This is a genomic window from Saccharicrinis carchari (genome assembly GCF_900182605.1).
In the GTDB taxonomy this organism is placed as follows: domain Bacteria; phylum Bacteroidota; class Bacteroidia; order Bacteroidales; family Marinilabiliaceae; genus Saccharicrinis; species Saccharicrinis carchari.
This window is the reverse complement of the sequence record NZ_FXTB01000015.1, coordinates 1-24,836: the sequence shown is the minus strand read 5'-3', so window position 1 is coordinate 24,836 and position 24,836 is coordinate 1. Positions and strand designations below refer to the sequence as shown.

The window sequence follows — 24,836 nt, the reverse complement described above, 5'->3', positions numbered from 1 at the left end:
TTGAAAGTATATTGGATGTCAGGTGTCTAAAATTAGGCGCAACGTTTGTTATATGTTGCAGAGTGAACATACATCTTCTTTGTTTTTTGTTATAAACATATCACTTCAAATATAAAAAATATGTTCACATAACTTAAACTAATAGTGTTTTTTGTATGGACAAATCTAACAGTAGATTGCATACAAAATAATCCAAGAAATATTTATGCTACTTCTTTTCGTGTTGCTCCTTCACCCATGCAATATACCTATAAAACGTCGCCCTGCTCACATTAACAATTTTCAGTATTTCGGATATCGTTCTGGATTTATCTTCCCATAATTGATAACATGCATAAGCCGTTCTTTTGGCTTCGGGCGACAATCCCTTTTTGCGGCCACCTATTCGACCGCGTTCGCGGGCAGCCTGCAGACCAGCCATGGTGCGTTCCCGGATCAGCTCCCGTTCAAATTCGGCAAAGCTGGCAAAGATGTTAAAAGTCAGTCGGCCCTGGACGGTGGTGGTGTCGATGCTGTCGTTGAGACTGACGAACTCGATCCCCTTTTCCCGAAAACCGGTAACCAGGTCAATCAGATGTTTGAGGGAGCGGCCAAGCCGATCGAGTTTCCATACAACGAGCACATCGCCTTTACGGAGATGGGCGAGCATGTTTTGTAATTCCGGACGCTCTTTAACCGCACTTTGGGTTTCCTTGAATATTTTTTCGCAACCGGCTTTTTGCAAAGCTTCGGTTTGCATTTCTAAATTTTGGTCTTTTGTGGAAATTCTTGCGTATCCTATCTTCATAATTGATTAAAATGATACCGATAGTTATTTTAAATGCAAATTTGATTTCACTACGCTTTTCAAATTTGCTTAAAATACACATCGACACTTTTTGTAAATTGTAGGCTAATTTTGTTTCAAAAAGCGTAAAACCGTGAAACGGATTAAAGATACTGGTTTTTGAGACGCGAAAACAAAGAAGGTGAGATTAATTTCAGATAGTTTTATAAAACGGAGGTTTCCTGGCACTGTGATTCATCCGTTTTTTGCCGAACTAATCGAAAACCTGGTGCAGGTGTTTATCTGCGGTAAAATTTTTCAAGGAACAAGAATCTACCCGTCCCCCTTTAGGTATTATTTTCCAGCCTTTTGCTCATTTTCTTTAGCGTCACAACTTTTCAATTAAAACTCCAGGCTAAGATAGGGTTGCGGCAATGGTCTCCGGGATGCTCCGCACATCCAACAATTTTCCCGGCATATCCTCGCTTTGTTCCGGTATTCCAGTTGCTTGTTGCGATGCCATATCTGCTTTCCCTTACATCTTGCATGTAATTATTAATTAAAAAAATAAGTTATGACTAAGAAAAACGAAAAAAACGGGTTTACCAGAAACTACATTGGTAAGGGGACACAGGTGCAAGATCTTGACATTGTAAAAGTAACCGTAGAATTGGACAGCGCACTAGAGTATTCACATGCGTACAAAGGCAAAAAGTACTTAAGCTTCGAGGTTGCCAGAATGAAACAGCCCGACGAGTTCGGCAAGACACACACTTGCTACGTGAACATAAAAAACAAGGCTGATTAGCCTTGTTTTTCTTCAAACCGTATTTATTAACGGTGGTTTTAAGCTGAAGATGATAATACAATTATAAATTGTTTAAATATTTTCAGCTTAAATTTTAACCTTTCCCCATCATCTATTCTTTCCCCCACCGGCACCCCTCGCGTTACAGCTCTTGGCATTACTTAGCGGAAGGTGACCTGAAAAACGGTCACTCCATTCCGCTATTCCATGCCAAGAGCTTTTAACGCCCCGCCAACACCCTTGCAAATAACGCTTCCTTGCTACGTAAACTCCGACAAGGAAACCTTTTATTTACAAGCGTGTTTTTTGCTTGCGCCCCCAAATGGTACAACACACCGTTGAGTGACGCACCGTGCCATCCTTGGCCTGCTGCAAGTTATTGATCACCAAATGGAACGGGAAAGAGGGGGGCGGAAGAAGGCGGCTTACTGCTTTTAGGGTTTCGTAGTAAGCTAACCGACTTTTTAGCGCAGCATTTTATACTTCAAGTTGATTTACTCGACTCAATAGTGAATTTAATTTACTTCTATGTTTTTCGCCTTGCTCATTCAATGTAACGCTCAAAATAGCTGCAGTTATAAAATAATTAATTAAACTTTTGTCATTCATAATTAACCCGAATTATGCATTAGAATATTGAAAAGGGGGTCTAAGGCTTTCAACTTTGGCAAATATACCATCGAGCCATGGCCTTCTTTTTGCGTTTAAGGCTATCTTCAATACCTTTTTGTTAGCGTGTTTTACACTCCATGCTCCTAATGCAAAGCAATAGACTTTTAGTGTTGCCAAAGTTGCTTTATTGTAAGATTGAAGAGCAAAATGCCGGAACAGGCTCATGATATTGTACGCCACCATGATAAACCTAAAGGAAGCTTCGGTAGCCCAAAAATCTTTTAGGCAAAAGTTCTCCAGCCCAAAATCTTGTTTTAGTTCTTTGATCCTATTTTCGCAATCGGCCCGTGTATTGTAAAGGTTCCAAATTGCATCAAGGGGAAGATCTAGGTTGGTGACATAGCAACTGTATCTGTACCCGGGTAGGTCATCAAAAAGCAGCTTTCCTCCGGCTTTTGGCCGTTTTTCAATTTCTTTTCGAACAACAATATATCTTCGCCTTTTTCCACCCTTATGCTCGAAATACATCTGGGAAACATCTATACCACTGCAGATAGGAATCCAATCCTCAATTCCATACACCTCACTTTTTACATTAGGGTACATGCGTGTGGCGATAATATAATTAAGCCCCTGCTGTTGGATATAGCTCAAGATATCTTCGGTGTAAAAACCACTGTCTGCACGAACCAAACCGATTCTTGTATCGGCCAAAACATCTTCGATGGTTTCTTGCAAGAACGCTTTACAACTACTGCTGTCTGCCGTGTTGCCAGGGCGAAGCCATGCATTGGCAACCATACGGGTTTGGCTCACAAAAGCCATGAGCGGATGATGGGAGTTGCGTCCTCGTTTTAATGGATTGTACCCTTTGGCACTTCCTTCTTGGTTTCCTGACCGTGTAATGACTGTACTATCAATATCCAAGGTTATATCATTGACTTGTAGCTGTGAGAAGAACCAATGCTGCAATGAGGGGAAGACGGCTGTGTTGCGGCACTGTGAAAACTTACCAAAGAAGCGGCTATAAGTACTTTGTGAAGGCATTTTGTCCCATCCAAAGATATCATGAAGCGTGGTGTCATAACGTAACCAATCTGCATGGATATACCTCGAAGCGCCTGTCCAGATACTTAACCAAAAGGATTCGATTATATGAACTGGATCATAACTTCGGTTTGAACCCTTATCTGGCAGTTCCAATGTTGACATATATTCTCTGATGCCAATTGAATCAAGAAAACGCTTCATCAAACTCATGCCCCCAAAAGGGGTTACTTTTTTATCGGAATACTCTATGGGAAGGTTAACCATATGGGTGAAATCTAAAAGTTTACAGAACCCCTCTAATTTAAAGATTTTAGTGGATTATTCATCTTCTATTGCATAGAGCAGGATTAAGGCTGAATTTTTTGCCATAAACAATTATTTAAAAGAATGTTATGTTTCTGATGTTTCACGGAATATTTATTGATAAAGTGTGAGATTGTTTCTAATGGTCGCACCTTTAATAAAATTTTTTATTTTTGTAAGTTAATATTGGTTAGGAAATTATAATATTAGAATGATTATAGACTATTTATTTAAGAAAGAGCAGTTTAACAGCCAAAGCAGGAAGAAGAAGCAAAAAATAAACATCATACGCTTCATCTCAAAATCGGATACTGCTTGCATTATTCCTGAGATATCAAAACATTTAAAAATAAGCATACCTACCGTAAATAAACTCATTTTAGAACTAATTGACGAGGGAATAATACTTGAGTTGGGTAAAAAGGAAACGGAAAGTGGACGTAAACCATCGTTGTTTTCAATTAATAAAAAGGTGTTTTATTCAATTGGTGTTAATATTCAATTGAAAAGTTTAAGAATAGCGCTTGTTGATTTAGAAATGAGCATCATAGAATTCAAAATCTATGAGGATTTTAGGCTTGAAAATACTAAGGAATGTTTGGATGATATAATTCTGAAGATTAAAGCTTTTTTCGCATCATATCAGATTGATGTAAAGAGTGTATTAGGTGTTGGAATAGGATTAACTGGACGTATTAACACAAAAATGGGGGAGTCGTTAAGCTATTTTAACTTTACTAATCAACCGCTAGCCACTTTACTGTCAAAAAAGTTACAACTGCCCATTTTACTCGAAAATGATACAAGGGCTACCGGTTTGGCGGAAGAAGTGTGCGGTGTAGTAGGTAGTTCCCAGGATGCTCTTATTGTAAATTTGAGCCGTGGCCTGGGCTTGTCAATCCTTGCCAATGGTAATATAATCCGGGGGAAAGATGGATATGCCGGAGAGTTCGGACACATGCAATTTGGATTGAAAAACAGATTGTGCTTATGTGGCAAACAGAATTGTTTAGGAACAGAGGTTTCAGGGTATGGTCTTGAATTGGATTTTGAAGAATCAAAAGCTAAAGGGCGAAGCTCTTTGTTAAACATCCCTGATAATTCTATTTCTTATCGTCAAATATTGGATATCGCATTGAAAGGGGATGGCCTTGCCATGGAATTAATATTAGAGCAGGGTAATAAACTGGGTGCCAGTTTAGGTAACATTATTAATTTGCTAAACCCACAGCTTATTGTAATTGCCGGTAGTTATTCGCGACTGGGAAATATTTTTATTGATTCCATGAAGATAGGGATGTCCAAAACGGCATTGGTAAACCCACTAAAAAATTGTAAAATCGTTAATTCACATGTAGAAAGTGATAAAGCAGTTGTTCTGGGAGCAGCCTCGCTCCTATACAGAAAGTACGATTTGATATAGCTACGTTTTATCCCCCATGCAATAGCAACACCTAAATAATTTAAAGCAGTACAGCAATACGTATATCGTGCAGGGCAATAGGCTGTTATGACTTATTTCATTCATTTTCTTATGATAAGTGAAAAAATAAACAAAAAAATACCAAATAGTTAATAAAAAAATTTATAAATTGCGGCCGATATAATAAAATATTTGAAGTTGACTTCAAGTTTTAAAGACTTTAGTGGTATTAAATAAAAATCCGAGGATATGTATAAGTATTTATTGATAGTTGTAGTTTTTTGCTTACAGGTAGCAACCTTGTCCGCACAATCAAAAACTATTTCAGGTGTTATTATTGATGAGGATGGCGAGACTCTGCCCGGAGCAAGTATAATTGTTAAAGGAACCGAATCAAATCCCGTAGGTACTATCTCCAGTATAGATGGGTCATTTAGCTTAAGTGTTCCGCAAGGCAAAAATGTATTGGTCATTTCCTTTATTGGTTTTAATAATCAGGAAGTAGATATTTCGGGTCTATCCTTTATTACTGTTACACTTATGTCGGATTTCAAAAGTCTGGATGAAGTGGTGGTTACTGCTCTGGGTATAAAGCGCGACAAGAAAGCCCTGGGTTATGCCGTACAAAATGTAGATGGTAACAGTATGCAGGCCACTTCGAGCATGAGCCCCTTGGAAGGATTAAGTGGCAAAGCAAGTGGCTTAAATGTAATTAGTTCAGGTAGCGGCCCTGCCGGCTCCACACAAGTATTAATACGTGGAGTGAGTAGTTTGACCGGCGGCAACGGAGCGTTGTTTGTTGTTGATGGGGTTCCTCTATCAAACGGCGGAGGAGCCTCAGGTGGCCAATATGGTGGTTTTGATTATGGAAGCGGAGCCAATAATATCAATCCGGCCGACGTAGAATCTGTTTCAGTACTTAAGGGAGGTGCCGCTGCGGCCTTATACGGTTCGCGAGGACAAAACGGGGTGATCATGATTACCACAAAAAAGGGTAGCCGCGACAAAAGTGTGGGCGTTTCACTCTCTTCCAGCTTTGAAATCTCGAACCCATTGATAAAACCCAACTTGCAAAATGAATATGCACAGGGGTCTAACGGCAAATATGATGCTATAAGCTACCGTAGCTGGGGTGCTAAAATGACCGGACAAACAGTAACGAACTTTCTAAATCAGGAACAGGTACTCAATGGTGGAGCGAAACATCCGTATGATGAGTTCTTGAAAACTGAAACCACTTGGAACAATACGGTTACTATAAATAAACGGGGCGACAAGAATGGAATATATTTTTCTGCCTCTAATATGGACAACAAAGGTAAAATACCCAACAGTACCTTTAAAAAGAATTCCTTTGCCATTCGGTTCGACAGTGAGTTAAGCGACTTTTTGACCTTGGATGCTAAGGCGAACTATATATATCAAGCTGCCGAAAATCGGCCAAATCTGGCAGCCTCGCCCGACAATCCATTTTTTTTGATGAACGTGATGCCCCGGTCGGTTCGGATGAATCAATTAAAAACCTATCAAACTGTTGACGGAGCACCTGTGGTGTGGAATTCCACCTACCAAGTAAACGACGACGGAACAGTTAGTTGGAGAGACAAGGCACCCGTGTATGCCCAAGCACCGTTATTGCAGAACCCCTATTGGGCAGTAGATTTGAACAACAATATGGACGATCGGTCCAGAATTTTGGGGTTTGGCGAACTGACGATGGACGTGCAAAAGCTACTCCACCTTCCCTTTGCCCTCAGTATTAAAGGAAAAGCCGGCCTCGATTATATTGTAGACGACAGAAAACGTATAGTAGCTGATAAAACATACTACAAGGCCAACGGGTTGGCAGCATTAAACAAGAATAAAAGTGAATTTAGAGAAGAAAACTACGATGCTTTAATCACTATTGGCGACGAGTGGAACGGTTTCAGGGTTCAATCTTCGTTTGGTGGCAACATCATGAAGAGAACCCAAACCAGCGTCAGTACCTCTTCTGAGTCGGGATTGATAAACGAAGTAGGGCCTTATGTGATCCAAAACTTTTTAAACCCCCTTTCAGCTGAGGGGTACTCCAATAAGGAAATACAATCTGTATATGCGCTGTTTTCTGCCGATTACAAAAGTAAGATATTCTTGGATCTGTCATTTCGTAATGATTGGTCTTCATCGCTTTCCAGTGCTAATTGGTCATACCAATACCCCTCAGTAGGATTAAGTTGGATACTTAGCGAATCGCTGTCGTTACCCGGTTGGCTTAATTACCTAAAAGTACGTAGTTCCTACGGTGCGGTGGGGTCTGATGCTGACCTATCCAGCTTCCGGTATTTTCAATATTCAACCAATCCCAACCAATACAACGGCTTGCCCTATGCGGGCATTAGTGCCAAAAGAGCCAATCCTGATATAAAAAGCGAATACACTGAATCGGTCGAATTCGGGCTTGAATCTTCTCTGTTGAACAATAGGATGGCACTTGATTTAACCCTATACCAAATGGGAACCAGGGATCAAATATTGCTGGTACCACTACCTCAATCGACGGGTAACAGCAGTGGATACATGAATGCGGGATTTATTCGAAACAAAGGAATAGAGATGGCGATGAGTGGAGATGTGGTAAAGACCCAAGACTTTAACCTTAATTTAGGACTCAACGTAACTTATCAGAAAGCTGAAGTGGAAGAATTGCATGAGGAAATCGACCGCCTGTATCTAAGTGGCGTAGGTTCTTTTAGTGTAAATGCCATTAGGTATCAGCCCGCAGGTGTTTTTTCGGGGTCGGCATTTGCCAGAGACGAGCAAGGCAGATTGATTGTAGATGAAGAAAATTTACCTAAGATAGCAACCACAGAAGACGGAGCCATCGATACGGAGCAGATGTTGGGAAATGCCTACCCCGACTGGATGTTGGGCTTTAACGGAAGAGCCAGATATAAAAATCTGGGTTTGCAATTCTCCATCGATTCAAAGCTGGGGCACGATATCTATTCCTTCTCGAACAAGGTAGGAGCCGAATATGGAACGCTGGCCTTTACAACCCAAGGCCGTGACGAGTGGACAAAAGCGAAGGAAATTGCCGCCGTTACCGGTACAGTACCCAATGATGGCTTCCAGGTGATAGGTGTGAAAGATGGTGTGGCAGGCAGTTATCCTGTTGATCCCCAAAAATATTGGGATCGAGTTAGTCGTGTGGACGAAGCCTTTGTGGATGATGCGTCTTTTGTGCGCTTGCGCAATGTATCGTTGAATTATACCTTGGGTAGCAGTATGCTGGCTTCAACCCCATTAAAGAGCATTACGCTAGGAGTGTCGGCAAATAACCTGGCGTACCTGTATAAAAAAACTGACAATATTTCTCCCGAGTCCTCTTTTAGCGTAGGCAACGGAACCGGTTACGAAATGTTCTCACTGCCGGAGTCGCGCAGTTTTACGTTTAACCTAAAAATAGATTTCTAAAAGCCAGTTTTCAAAAAATCAATCAGTAAAACATGAAACCGGCATAGCTGTGGTAAATATTTAGATCAGAAACACTTAATATTTGTAAAGGCTATCAGGGTTTTACTAAACTTTAAACAGATGAAGAAAATAATTTTATACACAATAATTATCGCTTCTATTCTATGGAGCTGTACCGATGAGTTTGAGGAAATGGATAGGCCTAAAACCGGGTCGGAGCAGATAGAGCCGGATTACTTGTTTACCCGTGCTCTGGTAACCGGGTCGGGGCTGAGCGTGGGCGTGTGGCAATTTTTACATCAAACGGCAGGCTCGGTATATGCTCAACATTTATCCAATATAAAACCCGGCTTTACATCCGACAATTACGAACCCGGACCCGGAAATACCGTATGGGACTGGTATTATGCAAGAGCCTATTTTGCACCGCTCAATTTGAATTATAATGCAATCCAATTGTCAAAGAAATTAGAGAATCCCATCAAAGAGGCTTGTAGTAGGATATGGCAGGTTTATATGTATCAATTACTTACCGATATGTACGGCGACATACCGTACGATCAAGCATTTGTGAGTATAAAACCTTCCTTCAGCAAACAAAAAGATATCTATGCTGATATGCTAAAAGAGCTTAAGGAATCGATGGAATTGATTGCTCAGAATGCAGGCAAAGGATACGTGGGATACGGAGAGGCCGATGTCGTTTTTACGGGTGACGCTGCACAGTGGGAGCGCTTTGCAGGTTCCCTGATGATGCGTATCGCATTACGCGCCTCCAAAGTGGCTGAGGATGAAATGACCAAAATGTACCTTTCGCAGCTCGATATTACCAAAACCATGCAAAGTAATGCGGATATGGTCAAAGTGATACCTGATGCCGATGGGCCGACCTATCATGTTAAAAATCCTTTGAAATATGTATACGGTTGGCAAGAGGTTCGTATTAGTAAAACTATGTACGACTTACTGGACAATAACGCCGACCCACGCCTACAAGTATATGCACAGCCTAACGTGGACGGTGAATACCTAGGTTTGCGCAACGGGCAATCTCAGGATGAATTGAGCCTAAACTACAACAGCGTTTATCAACCTAAATACTGCAATTTGGGCGATTTCTTTTTACAAGACGAAACTCCGCATTATGTGTTCACCTATGCTGAAGCGTGTTTTTTAAAATCAGAAGCCGCGCAAAGAGGATATATATCAGGTAGTGCACAGGAATTTTATGAGCAAGGACTTCGCGCCTCACTTGAACAGTTTGGTATTGTCGACACCGAGGTGCAAAACATCTTTATCAACGGGAATGCCAAGTTTAACGCTTCCGAAGCACTTCAACAGATATACGAACAGCGATGGATAGCACTTTTCCCCAATGGGAACGAAGCATGGAATCTGGTTCGCCGAACCGGATACCCTGAACTGGATCAACCTGTTTATACCTGGCCCGACAATCCGGACATGCCCCGCCGCATACCATACCCTGTTAATGAGAGAAGATACAATGCCGATGAATATAGCGCAGCTGTCAGCCGTATGGGTGGCGATTCACAATATACCCGCGTGTGGTGGGATGGTGGCAATTAGTATAAACCCTTTTAGTATTATTTAATAATTAAAAATCAGCAATTATGAATTTCAAAAATGTTTCTCTATTATCAACCACCTTATTGCTCTTAATGGCAATGGGTGTGTCGTTTACCTCTTGTTCAAGTGACGATGATCCAAAGCCGGAGGCCAGAATCACCGAATTTTCGATCACTAATGCGGGGCAGTCACAGGATCTCGTCATTCAAGGTGTTATCGCCGGTAATAATGTTACCGTTGCAGTTCCCTATGAAACCGACTTAACCTCCCTCACATTCGAGGCAGTACTTACCAATGGAGCCTCAATCACGCCTACATCCGGCACCGCACTGGATTTCACGGAGGCCCGCAATATGGTGGTTATTAATGGGGATTTGAGCGAAACCTATTCGGTGAGTGTAACTAAAGCCGATCCGGACGCAGCCGTTCTAAAAGCTATTGAAGTGGCCAGTGCCTTTACCAACGAGGCATACCAAACAGATTTAAACTTGATGAACCAAACAATTACCGTTACTTTTAACAACTTACAGGCTGATACGGTAGTGATAACAAGTATGGAGTTTGGCCCCAATGGTGCTGTGGCTTCAACCGAGGCCGGTAAAGGAGTAGACTTGAGCTTGCCCGACCAAAAAATTACCATCTCATTTGCCGGTGAAGACAAAGTATACACATTCGTTCCCAACATCACCACTGCAGGATTTGATGCTACAAAAGCCGAAACCATTATGGACAAAACATCACTGGCTGGATTAGTTCCAACAGAGATGAACGACAATAACTCGCGTGGTGCCGATTACAACGGCAAGTATGTTTTTGTTACTTCACGTACTAATGGAAACCATGTGTACTATTACGATATTGAAGCTGCCGTGTTCGAAGCCAAAGAATTGGATATGACCGGTGTTGATGGCGGTTCGTGGGCTATATCTGACGTTCAGTGTGTTGGTGATGCTATTTATGCTTGCAACATGGTGATGGCTGCTGCTGACAAGGTATTTAAAGTATACAAATGGGACAATGTAAACGCTGCCCCTTCCGTGGTGTTATCGTATACCACTACCAATGACAAGCAGCGTTTAGGTGATGCCCTTTCGATAATTGGTGATCCTACAGGCGATGGCTACATCATGGCCTCCAATTTCCCGGGTTACGGTGGATTGGCTGATGGTAGTGAGGTTTACATGTGGAAAGCTACTGGCGGAACATTCGGCGATGCCGTAGTATCGAACCCTACACTGGAGGAAGCCAACAAATTAGGACAATACGGGCGTGTGAATGCTCTACCGGGTGTACCCAATAAATTTTTGGTATCCGGAGCCGAAGCAATGTACATCATTAATACTGACGGTACCGTAGATTACGAAATCTCAGGCGACGTAATACAAGGCCGGGCTATGGACGCAAATGTATTCGAATATAATGGAGGACGTTACTTGTCGTACACCGTAAATCGCGAATGGCAAGCAGAGGGTGCATTCCTTGAGGTAGTTAATATTACCGAAGGTGCGGATGCTGTCGCAGGAATCAAAGCATTAACACCTGAAAGCATTGCAAGTAAAGTAGTGTACAAAAAAATGCTCAGCGGACCAATAGATCCTTGGGTAAATGCCAACAATACGGTGGTAATGAATGCCGACAACAATCCCGAAGTATTTGCCTTTACAGTACTTAGCGGATTCATAATCGAAGAATTGAATAGATAAATTTTTGATAAACCGCCTTAGGAGCTTACTGCATCTCCTCCGATTATAGTGGAGGGGATGCAGTAACAAGGTGGTTTTTGTTTTAATTGATTAATGTTTTAAATATGAGGCTTTCCGGATTACTTCTATTGATAGTATATTGTTTTTTGGCGGCTTGTTCGAGCGATGAAGGTCCTGTGGAGCAACCTGTAAAACTTGAGATATCATCTTTTTCTTTCGATCAGTTTAATCCGGTTGTTAAGGCAAAAATAAATCAGGAAACCCGGATGATAAATGTGGTTGTCCCCTTTGATGCCGACCTGAAACGCTTATCCCCCACTATTGTTGCCACCCAAGGCGCAACTATAACGCCACCCTCGGGGTTTATCTACGATTTTAGTAATGGACTTGATTTTAAAATCACCTTAGGTCAGGAAGTTAAAACATATTCGGCATCCGTTGAGCTGGGAACAAGCCCACAAAATCAAATTCTTAGTTTTGAAATACCCGAATACAATAAAAACACCAAGATAGACGGCCTTAACATTGAACTTACCGTAGCGTATGGCGTGGACATTACTGAAGTTAAACCCATCATTGCTATCTCCCCTAAATCAATCGTTAGCCCTGCATCTGGAGTAGTAGTTGACCTATCAAATCCAGTTACTTATACTGTAACCGCCGAAAACGGTGAGAAAAAAGAATATGTTGTCACGGCAATCGTAGAAGATCCTGAAACCGCTGTGAGAGCCTTCTGGGTGCCAGATCCCAGCCATAGCAATTTTTTAAGAAGCTATGCCGATATACAAAGTGGCGTGGACTTAGCCGACGAACTGAATTTTAACGTGATTTATGTTTGTGTATGGGCAAAAACAAGAACGCTCTATCCCAGCCAGGTGCTTGCAGATAACTCTTCGTACGACACTCCGCAGGAAGCTTTATTTCACAATTACACAGGTGGAACCGGTGATGCTTTAGCCGATTTAATAACCGTGGCCCACGCCAAAGATATAAAAGTGATATTGTGGTACGAATATGGTTTTATGTCGCGTTGGGGTTCGGCTCCAACACCATCCAACGACAAAATATTAGCCGTACATCCCGATTGGGTTGGTATCAATAATAATGGTAAAGAAACTAATTATAACGGCACCGACTTTTACTATAATGCCTATCATCCCGATGTGCAGCAGTTTATGCTCGACTTAATGATGGAAGCCGTAAACAAATATGATATTGATGGCGTACAGGGTGATGATCGACTACCGGCTATGCCACGCAACTCAGGCTATGACTCCTATACTGTGGGAAAATATAAAACCGAAACAGGTAAGGATGCTCCATCGGATTACAACAATGGGGAGTGGGTGCGTTTTAGAGCCGATATATTAAATTCCTTTGCAAAAAAAATGTATACCGCCGTAAAAGCTGCCAAACCAGATTGTATCGTTGGCTTTTCGCCCAACCCCTATCCTTGGGCCTTTCAAAATTTAATGCAGGAATGGCCCGTATGGCTGGATGAGGGCTTAGTGCAAATTCTGTCTGTGCAATGCTACCGTAGTAATGTAGCTTCCTATGGTTGGACAATAGACGAGGTGCTTACCTATTTCAATGGCCACGGCGACGGCAAGCTGGTACGTTTGTCTCCCGGCATTATTCTAAAGGGCAGTTCAGGATTGGCCGATCCCGAAGTGTTGAGAGGGCAGATGCAAGCCAACAGAGATCGGGGTATCATGGGTGAATCTTTCTTTTATGACGTACCCCTCAAAAACGACAATTTTAAACAGGTTATTAAATCGTTTTATAAACACAAGGCAAGGTTTCCGGAGTTATAATGCAATAGAGGAATTGAAAATCGACTCAGAAATATTGAAATCGGAAATAATTTAATAATCAAAACAGGGACTCATGAAGTATCCATTTTATACAACGCTATCAAGTTTATTAATACTTTTAAGCGTATTTGTTTTATCGTGTTCTGATGAAGAAAAAAAGGAAATAGAGGATGCTATTGCATATGAAACCCAGATACTGGGTCTTTCATTTGAAAACGTTGAAATGGAATTGCCGGTAAGGATAGACCATGAGGCACAAAGCATTACGGCTTATGTATTAGGCAGCGTAGACGTTGGTAGCCTGATACCCAGGTTTAGTCTGTCGGCTGATGCCAAGGTGTCACCAAAAGATGGCGTAAAATACAGTTTTGCCACGCCGGTTACTTTTCAGGTGTCGGCTCCGGATCAATCCTATACAAACTACGTTTTAACCGTGGTGCCAATCAATAACGAGATAAATACCTTTGCCCTCCAAACTGGTCAACAAGCCTGGGAGTTTAATCTGCGCGAAGGAACCATTACGGAGGTTTCGCCTAGAAAATATGAAGTCGAAGTATATGTTCATCACGACGACGATATTACGAATCTTAATACAATAGTAGACGCAGTTAACGGTGCTGTCGTAAGCCCGGATCCCACCACAGTAAAAGACTATAGCAGTCCGGTTGAGTATTCGGTTTCCGATGGTAACGGCAATCAACGCATTTATACGGTAAAGGTAAATCAAACCGATCAACAGAAACGCACGTGGACAAAAACGAGTACCTATGACAACGTGGATGGAATTAGTATGTACACCTCCACTACGCCCTTCCGATTTAATCAGGATGGTACGGCAATGCCTTTCTCTGCCTACGCGATCAAAATAGACATAACAAAGAATTTTGAGTTTGTGCCTTATTACAATAAAGATAAGGGAAACATGAAAGTCTCGGAAATGGTAGCCGATTATAAATCTACAAAAGGTAAGTTGCCGTTGGTAGGCATTAACACGGGATATTTTGCCTCCACCTCTTCTTATAGTTTGGTGATAAATAACGGAAAGCTCCTATCGAGCAACATAAGTCAACTGACGCGTAAGGGAAGTTTTTACGTTACCAGAGGTGCCTTTGGCCACGACCAAACATCAAATTATAGTGTCGACTGGGTATATACCGTTGCCGAAGAAACAGTATATGGCTATCCACAACCCGCGTTAAATGTAGACGGAGAAACGCCTCAGCCCAAACCGTCTCCCTCTTTCCCCGAAAATGGAAGTCCCTACAATAAAGTTAATGCCATAGGTGGTGGACCTGTGTTGATTAGAGATGGCAGTGTGGTACAGAATTATGGCTACGAGCTGTTTTACGACGACATTATTAGATCATTAGCCAACCGCACGGCGATAGGAATAACGGCAGATAAGGAATTAGTAATTCTGGTAGTTGACGGACGTGCAGCCTATAGCTCCGGTATTTCATTAAAGGACATGGCGAGGCTGCTGAAAGAGGACATGGATTGTAAAGATGCCCTTAACCTCGACGGCGGTGGATCATCTACCCTTATCGTTAACGGAAATGTATATAATCAAAACAGTATAGATAGTGGGCAACGAAGTGTATTAACAGGTTTGCTCATTGTGAAGGATTAGAGGTAGCCACAGAATTATTATCTCCGGTTCAAACAAAGCTTGTGAATTATTTCTGTTTATCGGGCAAAAAAAACGCCAATAGTTTAAAACTTACGTGAATAAATCATTTAAAAGATTCTTTATTAAAGGAGTGAAGTGCAATGAATGGCAACAGAGAAATAAGTATAGATGCATTACGTGGATTGGCAATCATTGGTATGATATTGTCAGGAACTATTGCACAGTTGCCTGAAATGCCCGCTTGGATGTACCATGCTCAAGTAGGGCCGGTAGATTTTAAATTTAATCCTGAAACACCTGGCATAAGCTGGGTAGACCTTGTGTTTCCTTTTTTTCTTTTTGCCATGGGTCTTTCATTTCCTTTTTCTATGAATCGCTTTTTAGAGAATGGCGGGAAAACCGCAAGTTTAGTGCGTAAAGTTAGCTTTAGGGCATTTAATTTGTTTCTATTTGCAATAATGCTCCCCCATCTTTCTCCATATGGGTTGCCCGATTCCGCAGGACCATGGAGATACTTATTTACATTAGCGGGATTCGTTGGTTTTTTTCTTACGTTTTCACGTTTCCCGAAATGGGAAAATCACGAGCTGAAATTAAATACCCTAGGATATCTCGTGTTAATGACATTGCTTGCAATTAGGTGGTTCGCATTTGGTCTTCCATTTTCTATTCACAAAAATGATATTATTATTTTGGTTTTGGCCAACATGGCTTTGGTAGGCGCCCTTATTTGGTTTATTACCCGGCATAGCTGGTGGCCGAGGTTGGCTGTTTTAACTTTCTATTTTGGATTAAGGTTAACGGCAGATTTAAATTATAGTATTAACTACGAAATTTTTCATTTTACCCCGATAAAATCGATTGGGAACTGGATACCCCAATTAAAGAATATGCTGGAAGGGATGGGTGTTTTAACGGATCGAACTATTTATTTCAGCATGAATTTTCTGAAATATTTATTTATTGTTATTCCCGGGAGTATTATTGGCGACTTGCTTTACCGGCAATCTCAAAAAAAACCTAAAAAGGACAGCTCGAAAGTCGATAATAGATTTTACCTGAGTTTTTTAGCAGGCATATTGTTTCTGTTCACCGTAGTTAATTTAATAGGTTTTTTTACCCGCAACAGTTACATCATATATCTTGGTAATATAGTTCTATTAATTACGGGTGAGTGGTTTATTCATCAGTTCGGTATCCACACTTCCTCTTTCATGCGGAAATCGCTCAACTGGAGTTATTTTTGGTTATTCCTCGGGTTGATTTTTGAACCTTACGAAGGTGGAATAAAAAAAGATGTGGCTACCATGAGCTATTTCTTTGTTACCTCCGGATTGGCAGGCCTGTTGTTACTTTCATTAAAAATCTGGTTTGAAAGTTATCCATTTTCACGCATCATGGCGTTCCTGCCCAAAGTAGGTCAAAATCCAATGTTGGGTTATGTAGCTGTTACTTATTTAATTGTGCCCATATTGGGATTAACGGGTCTTTTGGCTTATCTCAACCAGTGGTCGTTAACTGGAGTTTTGCCCGGTCTTATGAAGGGTGTAGCACTCACATCTCTTATGATTATTGTAACGTATTATAGTGTAAAAATCAAATATTTTTGGAAAACATGATTAGTAAAATTTTTGTATTGCTTGCTGCAGTAATGGTATTTAATTCCGGTTGCAGCGTAAAAACGGATGACGAAGCAAAAGTATATCCGCTTGGTTACGACGAACCGGTTAGAGGTGTTTGGTTGACCAATGTGGCAAGTGAAGCGCTTTATACACGTGAAAACATTATCGAAGCCGTTGAGAAGTGCGAAGAACTCGGTATTAATACCATTTTTATGGTAACATGGAACAAAGCCATGACCATGTACCGGAGTCAGATTATGAAGAATTTCACCGGTTTTGAAATAGATCCTGTACTTGATCCTGAGAATACTGGCAGAGACCCTTTGCAGGAAATGATTGAAGAAGCGCATAAGCGAAACATAAAAGTGTTTGCTTGGTTTGAATTTGGATTTTCGTCGTCTTATAATTTAAACGGAGGCAAGATAGCCGAACTAAAACCCGAATGGGTATCATTAACACACGAAGGCGAATTGTGCAATAAAAATAACTTCGACTGGTTAAATGCGCTGAATCCCGAGGTGCAAGACTTTATGACATCCTTGGTTTTAGAAGTAGTTGAAAAATACGATGTGGACGGTATTCAGGGTGACGACAGACTGCCAGCCATGCCATCGAGAGGTGGGTATAACCCCGAAACCATAGAATGGTACAAAAAAGAGCATTTGGGCGCTGAACCTTCCGAGAATTATAAAGATTTTGAATGGGTAAACTGGCGCGCAGAAAAACTAAATATGTACCTTAAAGAACTCTATGCCAAGGTAAAAGAAGTGAATCCAAAATGCAATGTATCTATGGCACCCAGTGTGTACCCATGGAGCAAGGAAGAATACCTTCAGGATTGGCCGAGCTGGGTTAATTTTGGTTATGTCGATATGATCTGTCCTCAGGTCTATCGTAAAGATTCTATTAGTTATAAAAATACCCTTGAAGCAACAAAGGAATATATTATACCTGAAAAACGTCATTTATTTTATCCCGGCCTGCTTATACGCGTAGACGGTGAACAACCATCTATCGATCTTTTTAATTATATGATCCAATGTAACCGTGAATTAGGTGCGGAGGGGGAGGTTTTCTTCTTTTACGAAGGACTGGATAAATACGGGAAAGAATTAAAACAATTATATTTTTAATAAGGAAAAATACGAAGGATGATATTATCGTGGATTGATATTTCAATAGTGTTATTATACCTGGCACTAACGCTTTTTATTGGGTTTTGGCTTTCTAAGCGAGCCTCAAAAAATCTGGAATCTTATTTTTTGGGAGGCAATAAAATAAAATGGTATCTCCTTGGTTTGTCCAATGCTTCCGGCATGTTCGATATTTCCGGAACAATGTGGACGGTTACCTTAGTTTTTGTGTATGGATTGAAAAGTGCTTGGATACCTTGGCTTTGGCCGGTATGGAATCAAATTTTTGTGATGGTGTTTTTAGCTGTATGGATGCGTCGGTCAAATGCCATGACAGGAGCACAATGGATTACATTCCGCTTTGGTGAAGGTCGGGGTGGACGCTTGTCACATTTAATCGTGGTGATATTCGCAGTAATTAGTGTGATTGGGTTTATTGCCTATTTTGTTGGAGGGATAGGAAAATTCGCCGAAACGTTTTTCGCTTGGGATCTATCAACTGTTATACTGGGGTTGCATCTGACCTCCGCGCAGGTATATGCCCTTATCATTATTGCCATTACAACTATCTATACTTTAAAAGGCGGAATGTACAGTGTGGTTAGCACAGAAGTACTACAATTCTTGATTATGACCGTAGCATGTATTTCCATCGGCATAATTGCGTTTAATTCTGTAACTGCCGAACAGATAGTTGCTGCAACACCCCAAGGCTGGGGTAATATGATGCCGGACTGGAATTTGGACTTGGATTGGTCAAGCATCTTTCCAGCACTCAACGATAAGATCAGCAGCGATGGGTTTGAAATGTTCGGGATGCTGCTCATGATGATGATATTTAAAGGCATATTTGCTAGTCTGGCCGGGCCTGTGCCCAGTTACGACATGCAACGTATTTTATCAACTCGCACCCCCGCAGAAGCAGCCAAGATGAGTGGATTAACCTCTCTGGTACTATACATTCCACGATACTTAATGATAGGCGGATTTGCAGTATTGGCTTTGGTTTATCTGAAACCTGAAATGATGGCCATGGGTACGAATATGGATTTTGAAATGGTGCTGCCCATGGCTATACAAAAGTTTGTGCCAGTGGGTTTAAAGGGGCTGCTATTGGCCGGTTTATTGGCTGCTTTTATGGGTACTTTTGCCGCTTTTATTAATGCGGCTCCTGCTTATCTTGTAAATGATTTATATAAAAAATATGTGAATCCTGAAGCTTCCAATGCAAAGCTGATACGCTACAGTTACCTTTCTAGTTTTTTACTCGTGCTAATTGGATTGGGATTTGGTCTCTTTGCTACTTCCCTCAATAGTTTAACCCTCTGGATTACTTCTTCCCTTTATGGAGGGTATGCCGCTTCCAACGTGCTAAAATGGATTTGGTGGCGATTTAATGGGATGGGGTATTTCTTCGGTATGTTGGGAGGATTAGTCGCTTCGTTAATTATCCCACCGCTAGTCCGTTTGTGGTTTCCAGGCATAATCGATATTTATATTTTCCCGGTAATTTTGGTAGTTTCTTTCCTGGCCTCATGGTTGGGTACCTTGTTAACCAAACCCGAGGATATGGAAATACTTAAGAAATTTTATAAGCAAACAAATCCATGGGGTTTTTGGAATCCGGTCAAAAAAGCGGTTATGGCTGAAGATGCATCCTTTGAACCAAATAAGGACTTTAAACGTGATGCTTTAAACGTAATTATTGGAATCATTTGGCAAATGTCAATGGTTGTAATTCCACTATATCTGCTAACCGGGCAAACGAATTCCACAATAGTGGCCATTGCTGTATTTGTTGTTACTTCTGTAATTCTGAAAAGAACATGGTACGATAATCTAAAAAATATTGATAGGAAAAAGGTGTAAAAGAATTTAAGATAAGCAATATGATAAAAGGAACATTTTTAGACGAAATAAGTCACGATATACCCCATCAAAACTGGGGAAGAAAGGAATGGGACGAAGATTTTCGTCACATGAAACAGATTGGGATTGAGATGGTGATCTTGATACGATCAGGCTATCGGAAGTGGATTACCTATTCCTCCGATGTGTTGATTAAAGAGATGGGGGCGTATCAACCTTCTATAGATTTGGTTAAACTGTTTCTTGAACTGAGTGAAAAGTATGGGATGCTATTCTATTTTGGCCTATATGATTCGGGTAAGTACTGGACGACAGGCCAATATGAAAAAGAAGTGGAGATTAACAAAGCAGTGATTGATGAAGTATGGGCTCGGTATGGACAATATAAAGCTTTTAAAGGCTGGTACATATCACAGGAGATAAGCCGCAAGACGAATGAGATTGTAAGCCTGTATGCTTCGTTAGGACATTATTGCAAATCGGTTTCAGGAGGATTGACCACTATGATTTCGCCTTACATAGACGGTGTTAAAAATATCAGTCAATATACCTCCAAAACATCCCGTCCCAATTGTGTAAGTCTTGACCAGCATAAAAAAGATTGGGACGATATCTTTAAAGGCATCAAAGGTGCAGTGGATATAGTGGCCTTTCAGGATGGTCATGTAGAATATGATGAATTGATAGATTTTTTGAGGATAAATAAGGAAATAGCTGAAGCAAATGGTTTGGAATGTTGGACTAATACCGAAACGTTTGACAGGGATATGCCTATTAAGTTTTTACCCATTAAGTGGGAAAAGCTACGCTTAAAACTTGAATTGGCAAAACAAGCCGGGATTGAAAATGCAATTACTTTTGAATTTTCACACTTTATGAGTCCTCAGTCAGCCTATTTGCAGGCAGGCCACCTGTATAACAGGTACCAAGAGTATGTGCGGGAGCAATCTGAAAAACAAACGGTTATTTGTGAAGCAGATAAGCCATGATTCTGTTATAAGTTGACACTAAAAAGAGATAAATAACGAAGAATGTGGGCGTTTTAAACGGCGATACTGTTTTGAACAAATAAATATTAAAAAATGGATAAGCTTGATTTTGTGGCATTGGCTAATCAATATAAAACAGAACTCTTTGAAAATGTGGTGCCCTTTTGGATGAATAATTCATTGGATACGTCTCATGGTGGATATTTCACATGTCTTGATCAATCTGGGAAGGTTTTTGATACCGATAAATTTGTATGGTTACAAGCTCGCCAGGTGTGGCTGTTTGCTATGCTGTATAACAAAGTAGAGCAAAAGCAAGAGTGGTTGGATGTAGCTTTAAATGGAGCACGTTTTCTGGAAAAATACGGTCACGACAAAAGCTATAACTGGTATTTTAGCCTTACACGTGAAGGGAAACCTCTGGTACAGCCGTACAATATTTTTTCCAATACCTTTGCCACAATGGCCTTTGGGCAGTTGAGTCTGGCAACAGATAATCAGCATTTTGCAAAAATTTCAAAATTAACATTCGACCGAATTTTGGAGCGAAAAGATAATCCAAAGGGTGTTTATAATAAAGCTTTTCCAGGTACACGACCCTTAAAAAACTTTGCTTTACCAATGATACTTTGTAATCTGTCGTTGGAAATTGAGCACTTACTCGATGCCCGGTTGGTAAACGAAACTGTGGATAATGTTATTACCGAGGTATTGGATGTATTTTACAATAAGGACTATCAACTTATTTTAGAGAATGTGCAAATAGACGGTAGATTTTCGGATACTTTTGATGGTCGCCTATTAAATCCGGGTCATGCCATCGAAGCCATGTGGTTTATTATGGATTTGGGGGTACGACTGGATAGAAAAGATTTAATTAAAAAAGCAAAAAATATAATATTGCAAACCTTGGAGTATGGCTGGGATAAAAAATTCGGAGGTATCTTTTATTTCATGGATATTAAAGGGCATCCACCACAACAATTGGAATGGGATCAAAAACTTTGGTGGGTGCATATCGAAACTTTAATCAGCCTTTTAAAAGGATATCAATTAACGGGTGACAAAAAGTGTCTGGAATGGTTCCATAAGGTGCATGACTATACTTGGTCTCACTTTAAAGATACCGAACATGGCGAGTGGTTTGGTTATCTGAATCGTCAAGGAGAAATTCTGTTACCCTTAAAAGGCGGAAAATGGAAAGGATGTTTTCATGTACCAAGAGGATTGTATCAGTGTTGGAAAACACTGGAAAAAATAGCTGAAAATAATAATTATAGAGGTAGGTAGATAAAAGCATGCAATTTTTTTAAGATACCTTTTTTATAACTAGGCTGGGCATTTGCTCCTCCGCTAAAACTATGGCGGTACGCGGAATGCCTTGTAACATTTTTTTAAGCAAATCGGTTTTTACCAAAACATAAATCATTAATAAGCATGAAGAATAAATTGATTTTGTCGCTTTTCCTAATTTTAGTCTCTCTAAACATATTCTCACAACAAAAGGCTGAAATACTTTCAACGGATGTGATGATTGTTGGGGGCGGAGCAAGTGGAACGATGGCCGGTATCCAGGCGGCTCGTATGGGTGTTTCTGTTCTGATTGTGGAAGAAACACCTTGGCTGGGTGGTATGTTAACTTCGGCGGGGGTAAGCGCAGCGGATGGTAATTATCGTTTGCGCTCCGGTCTTTGGTACGAGTTTATGGAAAAATTATTTACTCATTATGGTGATGCCGATAGTGTAAAAACGGGTTGGGTAAGTAATGTACTGTTCGAGCCTCATGTAGGAGAAGCTATTTTATCAAATATGACCAAAGCCGAGACCAACCTTTCTGTTTTTAGGAATACACGCTTAATTGATATTCAAAAAATAGATGAAGGTTGGGAGGCCGTGATTAACCAAGGAATTGAAAAAATAGTGGTAAACGCGCGGATAGTTATTGACGCTACCGAAATGGGCGATGTGGCCAAGCGTGCAGGCATACCTTATGATATTGGAATGGATGCGCGCTCGGATACAGGTGAAGATATAGCTCCCGAAAAAGCCAATGATATTATTCAGGACTTAACTTACGTGGCTATTTTAAAAGATTATGGAGATACAGTTGATGTAACTATTCCACGGCCTTATAACTACGATCCATCGCCTTTTTATTGTACTTGCGCAGGCAAATGTGATGAAGATAGTTTGGGTACAAAGTTGTGGGATTGTGATTTTATGATGGAATATGGGAAACTGCCCAACGGATATTACATGATCAATTGGCCTATTTATGGAAATGACTACTACGTTAATGCATTGGAAATGAGCACTCATGAACGAGATAGTGTATTTCAGAAAGCAAAAGACTTTACATTGAATTACATTTATTACCTTCAGCATGAGCTTGGGTATAAGAATTTGGGTATCGCCAATGATGTATTTCCCACCGATGATGGCTTACCTTTAATACCCTATCACAGAGAATCACGCCGCATAAAAGGCCTGGTCAGGTACACGGTGAATGATATGGCACGTCCCTTTGAACAAAACAATGCGCTGTACCGAACCGGGATTGCCGTAGGTGATTACCCTGTAGATCATCATCGTCAGCGTTATCCGGACGCACACCTTTTACCCGAATTGCATTTTTATCCGGTGCCTTCGTACAATCTGCCCTTGGGCGTAATGATTCCTAAAGGAACCAAGGATATGGTGGTGGCTGAGAAATCTATCTCCGTTTCAAACATCGTAAACGGAACCACTCGCCTGCAGCCGGTTTGTCTGCTAATTGGACAAGCCTCCGGGGTGCTGGCAGCACTTTCGGTACAATTAGAAACCACGCCCGAAAAAGTATCCGTACGTTCCGTGCAGAACCAATTGTTAAAGCATGAAGCCTATTTAATGCCCTATTCGGATATTAAACCTGAGCATGCTGTGTTTAATGCTTTGCAGCGTATTGGCGCAACAGGAATATTACGTGGTGAAGGAAAAAATATTGGATGGGAAAACCATACACATATTTATCCGGACAGTATAGTAACGCGCAAGGCTTTACAAGAAGGATTGTCGGATTGGTTGCCGGTCAATAACCTGAATTTTAATACCGAAGAGGTATCATTTTCAGAACTACTGAAATTGATAGATGTGCTGGATAAAACCTATAATCCACAATACCAAAACCTAAGCTTAAAAGTATGGTACAAAAAAAGTACAGCCATCCTTAAAAAACATAATCTTCAAGTTCCAACAAAAAAAGAATGCGTTTCGAGAGCTACCTTTGCTCTGCTTTTGGATGAGCTGCTCAACCCTTTTGAATTAAGACAGGTAGATCATACGGGTAAGTTTATGGATGATTTGTGCGAGTCAAGGTTTTAGATTCCGGAATAGTAACTTGGTCTACATATAAAAAAATGCAATTAAAATAGTAACGGGCAAGCAGTAGAAAGTATGATTTTTTTTGAAGGAGAACGGATAAAGCTAAAAGACCTGATAACAATAGAGCATGTTACTATATTTAGAATAACGGGCGAGTGTCTTTTTGATAAGGAGCACCCTATTGATGAGTATTTAGATTTTCTACAAATTGGAGATGAAACACTTTTAGCAGTACTAAATACGAAGTCAAAGACCAGTCGAATTATTAAATTTAATAGGAAAAGTACTTTTTTCTCAACTGTTCTATCGCAAAAATGCAATTAACTTTTGATTGTATTGATTTGTAAAAGTTTTAATTAATAGCCAAACAGGTATGCGGTTTTATATTATTTATGTTTTGTTAGCGATAATGTCCTTACCCCTGTCATCCCAAAAAAAATGGCAGTACATACCTGCCAATCATCCTGCCATCCATTTCACCGGACGGTTCGACGACTCCAAGCCCAAAGAAATCCGTTACGATTGGCCGGGCACAACAGTTCAATTTCAGTTTACCGGAAATGAATTACAGTTGTTGTTGAGCGGAGGAGAACGTAATTATTTCAACCTTTTTATCGATAACACATTGCATGAAGTATTGCATCTGCCTACAGATACCATCTATAACGTCAGCGATATTAAGGGGAGAGGCTCTCATTGGGTAAGGCTGCA

At 40.7% G+C, this 24,836-nt stretch carries 16 protein-coding genes and 1 pseudogene; 14 read left to right on the top strand and 3 right to left on the bottom strand.

The features are described from left to right. Positions 1-208 precede the first annotated feature (208 nt). Complete coding sequence (locus FN809_RS17055; RefSeq protein WP_142534750.1) at positions 209-787, bottom strand: recombinase family protein; 579 nt, start codon at positions 785-787, stop codon at positions 209-211. Positions 788-1,164: 377 nt separating this feature from the next. Then, positions 1,165-1,314, bottom strand: coding sequence for a hypothetical protein (locus FN809_RS17810; RefSeq protein WP_185957610.1), 150 nt, complete (start codon positions 1,312-1,314; stop codon positions 1,165-1,167). A gap of 26 nt (positions 1,315-1,340) precedes the next feature. On the opposite strand from FN809_RS17810, the gene FN809_RS17050 reads away from it, so the two are divergent. Then, entirely contained in the window at positions 1,341-1,574 is a 234-nt protein-coding gene (locus FN809_RS17050; RefSeq protein WP_142534749.1) for a hypothetical protein, read from the top strand. Between the two features lie 621 nt (positions 1,575-2,195). Here the strand turns inward: FN809_RS17050 and FN809_RS17045 are convergent. Further along, on the bottom strand, positions 2,196-3,500 hold the full coding sequence (locus FN809_RS17045) for an IS1380 family transposase (RefSeq protein WP_142534748.1): 1,305 nt from the start codon (positions 3,498-3,500) through the stop codon (positions 2,196-2,198). Between the two features lie 250 nt (positions 3,501-3,750). Here FN809_RS17045 and FN809_RS17040 point away from each other — a divergent pair, with 250 nt between their 5' ends. From FN809_RS17040 to FN809_RS16980, 13 genes and pseudogenes are all read left to right on the top strand, one after another. Then, a complete protein-coding gene (locus FN809_RS17040; protein ID WP_142534746.1) occupies positions 3,751-4,962 on the top strand; it encodes an ROK family protein in 1,212 nt (403 codons plus the stop codon). A gap of 249 nt (positions 4,963-5,211) precedes the next feature. After that, on the top strand, positions 5,212-8,418 hold the full coding sequence (locus tag FN809_RS17035; RefSeq protein WP_142534745.1) for a SusC/RagA family TonB-linked outer membrane protein: 3,207 nt from the start codon (positions 5,212-5,214) through the stop codon (positions 8,416-8,418). Between the two features lie 120 nt (positions 8,419-8,538). After that, positions 8,539-10,005 (top strand): SusD/RagB family nutrient-binding outer membrane lipoprotein, encoded by a 1,467-nt coding sequence (locus FN809_RS17030; RefSeq protein ID WP_142534743.1) that lies wholly within the window; start codon positions 8,539-8,541, stop codon positions 10,003-10,005. Between the two features lie 44 nt (positions 10,006-10,049). Next, on the top strand, positions 10,050-11,708 hold the full coding sequence (locus tag FN809_RS17025; protein ID WP_142534742.1) for a DUF4623 domain-containing protein: 1,659 nt from the start codon (positions 10,050-10,052) through the stop codon (positions 11,706-11,708). A gap of 104 nt (positions 11,709-11,812) precedes the next feature. Then, on the top strand, positions 11,813-13,522 hold the full coding sequence (locus FN809_RS17020; protein ID WP_142534741.1) for a family 10 glycosylhydrolase: 1,710 nt from the start codon (positions 11,813-11,815) through the stop codon (positions 13,520-13,522). Between the two features lie 73 nt (positions 13,523-13,595). Then, entirely contained in the window at positions 13,596-15,152 is a 1,557-nt protein-coding gene (locus FN809_RS17015) for a phosphodiester glycosidase family protein (RefSeq protein ID WP_142534740.1), read from the top strand. A 140-nt stretch (positions 15,153-15,292) separates the two neighbouring features. Next, complete coding sequence (locus FN809_RS17010) at positions 15,293-16,771, top strand: DUF5009 domain-containing protein (RefSeq protein WP_142534738.1); 1,479 nt, start codon at positions 15,293-15,295, stop codon at positions 16,769-16,771. After that, the gene (locus tag FN809_RS17005; RefSeq protein WP_142534737.1) at positions 16,768-17,907 is read left to right on the top strand and encodes a glycoside hydrolase family 10 protein; all 1,140 of its coding nucleotides are present in this window, start codon (positions 16,768-16,770) and stop codon (positions 17,905-17,907) included. Before FN809_RS17010 ends, FN809_RS17005 begins: the two co-directional genes overlap by 4 nt. 18 nt (positions 17,908-17,925) lie before the next feature. Continuing rightward, positions 17,926-19,776, top strand: coding sequence for a sodium:solute symporter family protein (locus tag FN809_RS17000; protein ID WP_142534736.1), 1,851 nt, complete (start codon positions 17,926-17,928; stop codon positions 19,774-19,776). A 20-nt stretch (positions 19,777-19,796) separates the two neighbouring features. Beyond that, positions 19,797-20,765 (top strand): DUF4434 domain-containing protein, encoded by a 969-nt coding sequence (locus FN809_RS16995; protein WP_142534735.1) that lies wholly within the window; start codon positions 19,797-19,799, stop codon positions 20,763-20,765. A 93-nt stretch (positions 20,766-20,858) separates the two neighbouring features. Continuing rightward, complete coding sequence (locus tag FN809_RS16990) at positions 20,859-22,055, top strand: AGE family epimerase/isomerase (protein ID WP_142534734.1); 1,197 nt, start codon at positions 20,859-20,861, stop codon at positions 22,053-22,055. A 147-nt stretch (positions 22,056-22,202) separates the two neighbouring features. Further along, positions 22,203-24,125: an FAD-dependent oxidoreductase gene (locus FN809_RS16985; protein WP_142534733.1), complete on the top strand. Its 1,923-nt coding sequence runs from the start codon at positions 22,203-22,205 to the stop codon at positions 24,123-24,125. A gap of 373 nt (positions 24,126-24,498) precedes the next feature. Beyond that, positions 24,499-24,836, top strand: a pseudogene (locus tag FN809_RS16980) (SGNH/GDSL hydrolase family protein); the annotation flags it as partial.

What these genes read in the sequence shown, in the direction of transcription:
- FN809_RS17055 (WP_142534750.1), bottom strand. Translation starts at nt 787, where the DNA reads ATGAAGATAGGATACGCAAGAATTTCCACAAAAGACCAAAATTTAGAA.
- FN809_RS17810 (WP_185957610.1), bottom strand. Translation starts at nt 1,314, where the DNA reads ATGCAAGATGTAAGGGAAAGCAGATATGGCATCGCAACAAGCAACTGG.
- FN809_RS17050 (WP_142534749.1), top strand. Translation starts at nt 1,341, where the DNA reads ATGACTAAGAAAAACGAAAAAAACGGGTTTACCAGAAACTACATTGGT.
- FN809_RS17045 (WP_142534748.1), bottom strand. Translation starts at nt 3,500, where the DNA reads ATGGTTAACCTTCCCATAGAGTATTCCGATAAAAAAGTAACCCCTTTT.
- FN809_RS17040 (WP_142534746.1), top strand. Translation starts at nt 3,751, where the DNA reads ATGATTATAGACTATTTATTTAAGAAAGAGCAGTTTAACAGCCAAAGC.
- FN809_RS17035 (WP_142534745.1), top strand. Translation starts at nt 5,212, where the DNA reads ATGTATAAGTATTTATTGATAGTTGTAGTTTTTTGCTTACAGGTAGCA.
- FN809_RS17030 (WP_142534743.1), top strand. Translation starts at nt 8,539, where the DNA reads ATGAAGAAAATAATTTTATACACAATAATTATCGCTTCTATTCTATGG.
- FN809_RS17025 (WP_142534742.1), top strand. Translation starts at nt 10,050, where the DNA reads ATGAATTTCAAAAATGTTTCTCTATTATCAACCACCTTATTGCTCTTA.
- FN809_RS17020 (WP_142534741.1), top strand. Translation starts at nt 11,813, where the DNA reads ATGAGGCTTTCCGGATTACTTCTATTGATAGTATATTGTTTTTTGGCG.
- FN809_RS17015 (WP_142534740.1), top strand. Translation starts at nt 13,596, where the DNA reads ATGAAGTATCCATTTTATACAACGCTATCAAGTTTATTAATACTTTTA.
- FN809_RS17010 (WP_142534738.1), top strand. Translation starts at nt 15,293, where the DNA reads ATGAATGGCAACAGAGAAATAAGTATAGATGCATTACGTGGATTGGCA.
- FN809_RS17005 (WP_142534737.1), top strand. Translation starts at nt 16,768, where the DNA reads ATGATTAGTAAAATTTTTGTATTGCTTGCTGCAGTAATGGTATTTAAT.
- FN809_RS17000 (WP_142534736.1), top strand. Translation starts at nt 17,926, where the DNA reads ATGATATTATCGTGGATTGATATTTCAATAGTGTTATTATACCTGGCA.
- FN809_RS16995 (WP_142534735.1), top strand. Translation starts at nt 19,797, where the DNA reads ATGATAAAAGGAACATTTTTAGACGAAATAAGTCACGATATACCCCAT.
- FN809_RS16990 (WP_142534734.1), top strand. Translation starts at nt 20,859, where the DNA reads ATGGATAAGCTTGATTTTGTGGCATTGGCTAATCAATATAAAACAGAA.
- FN809_RS16985 (WP_142534733.1), top strand. Translation starts at nt 22,203, where the DNA reads ATGAAGAATAAATTGATTTTGTCGCTTTTCCTAATTTTAGTCTCTCTA.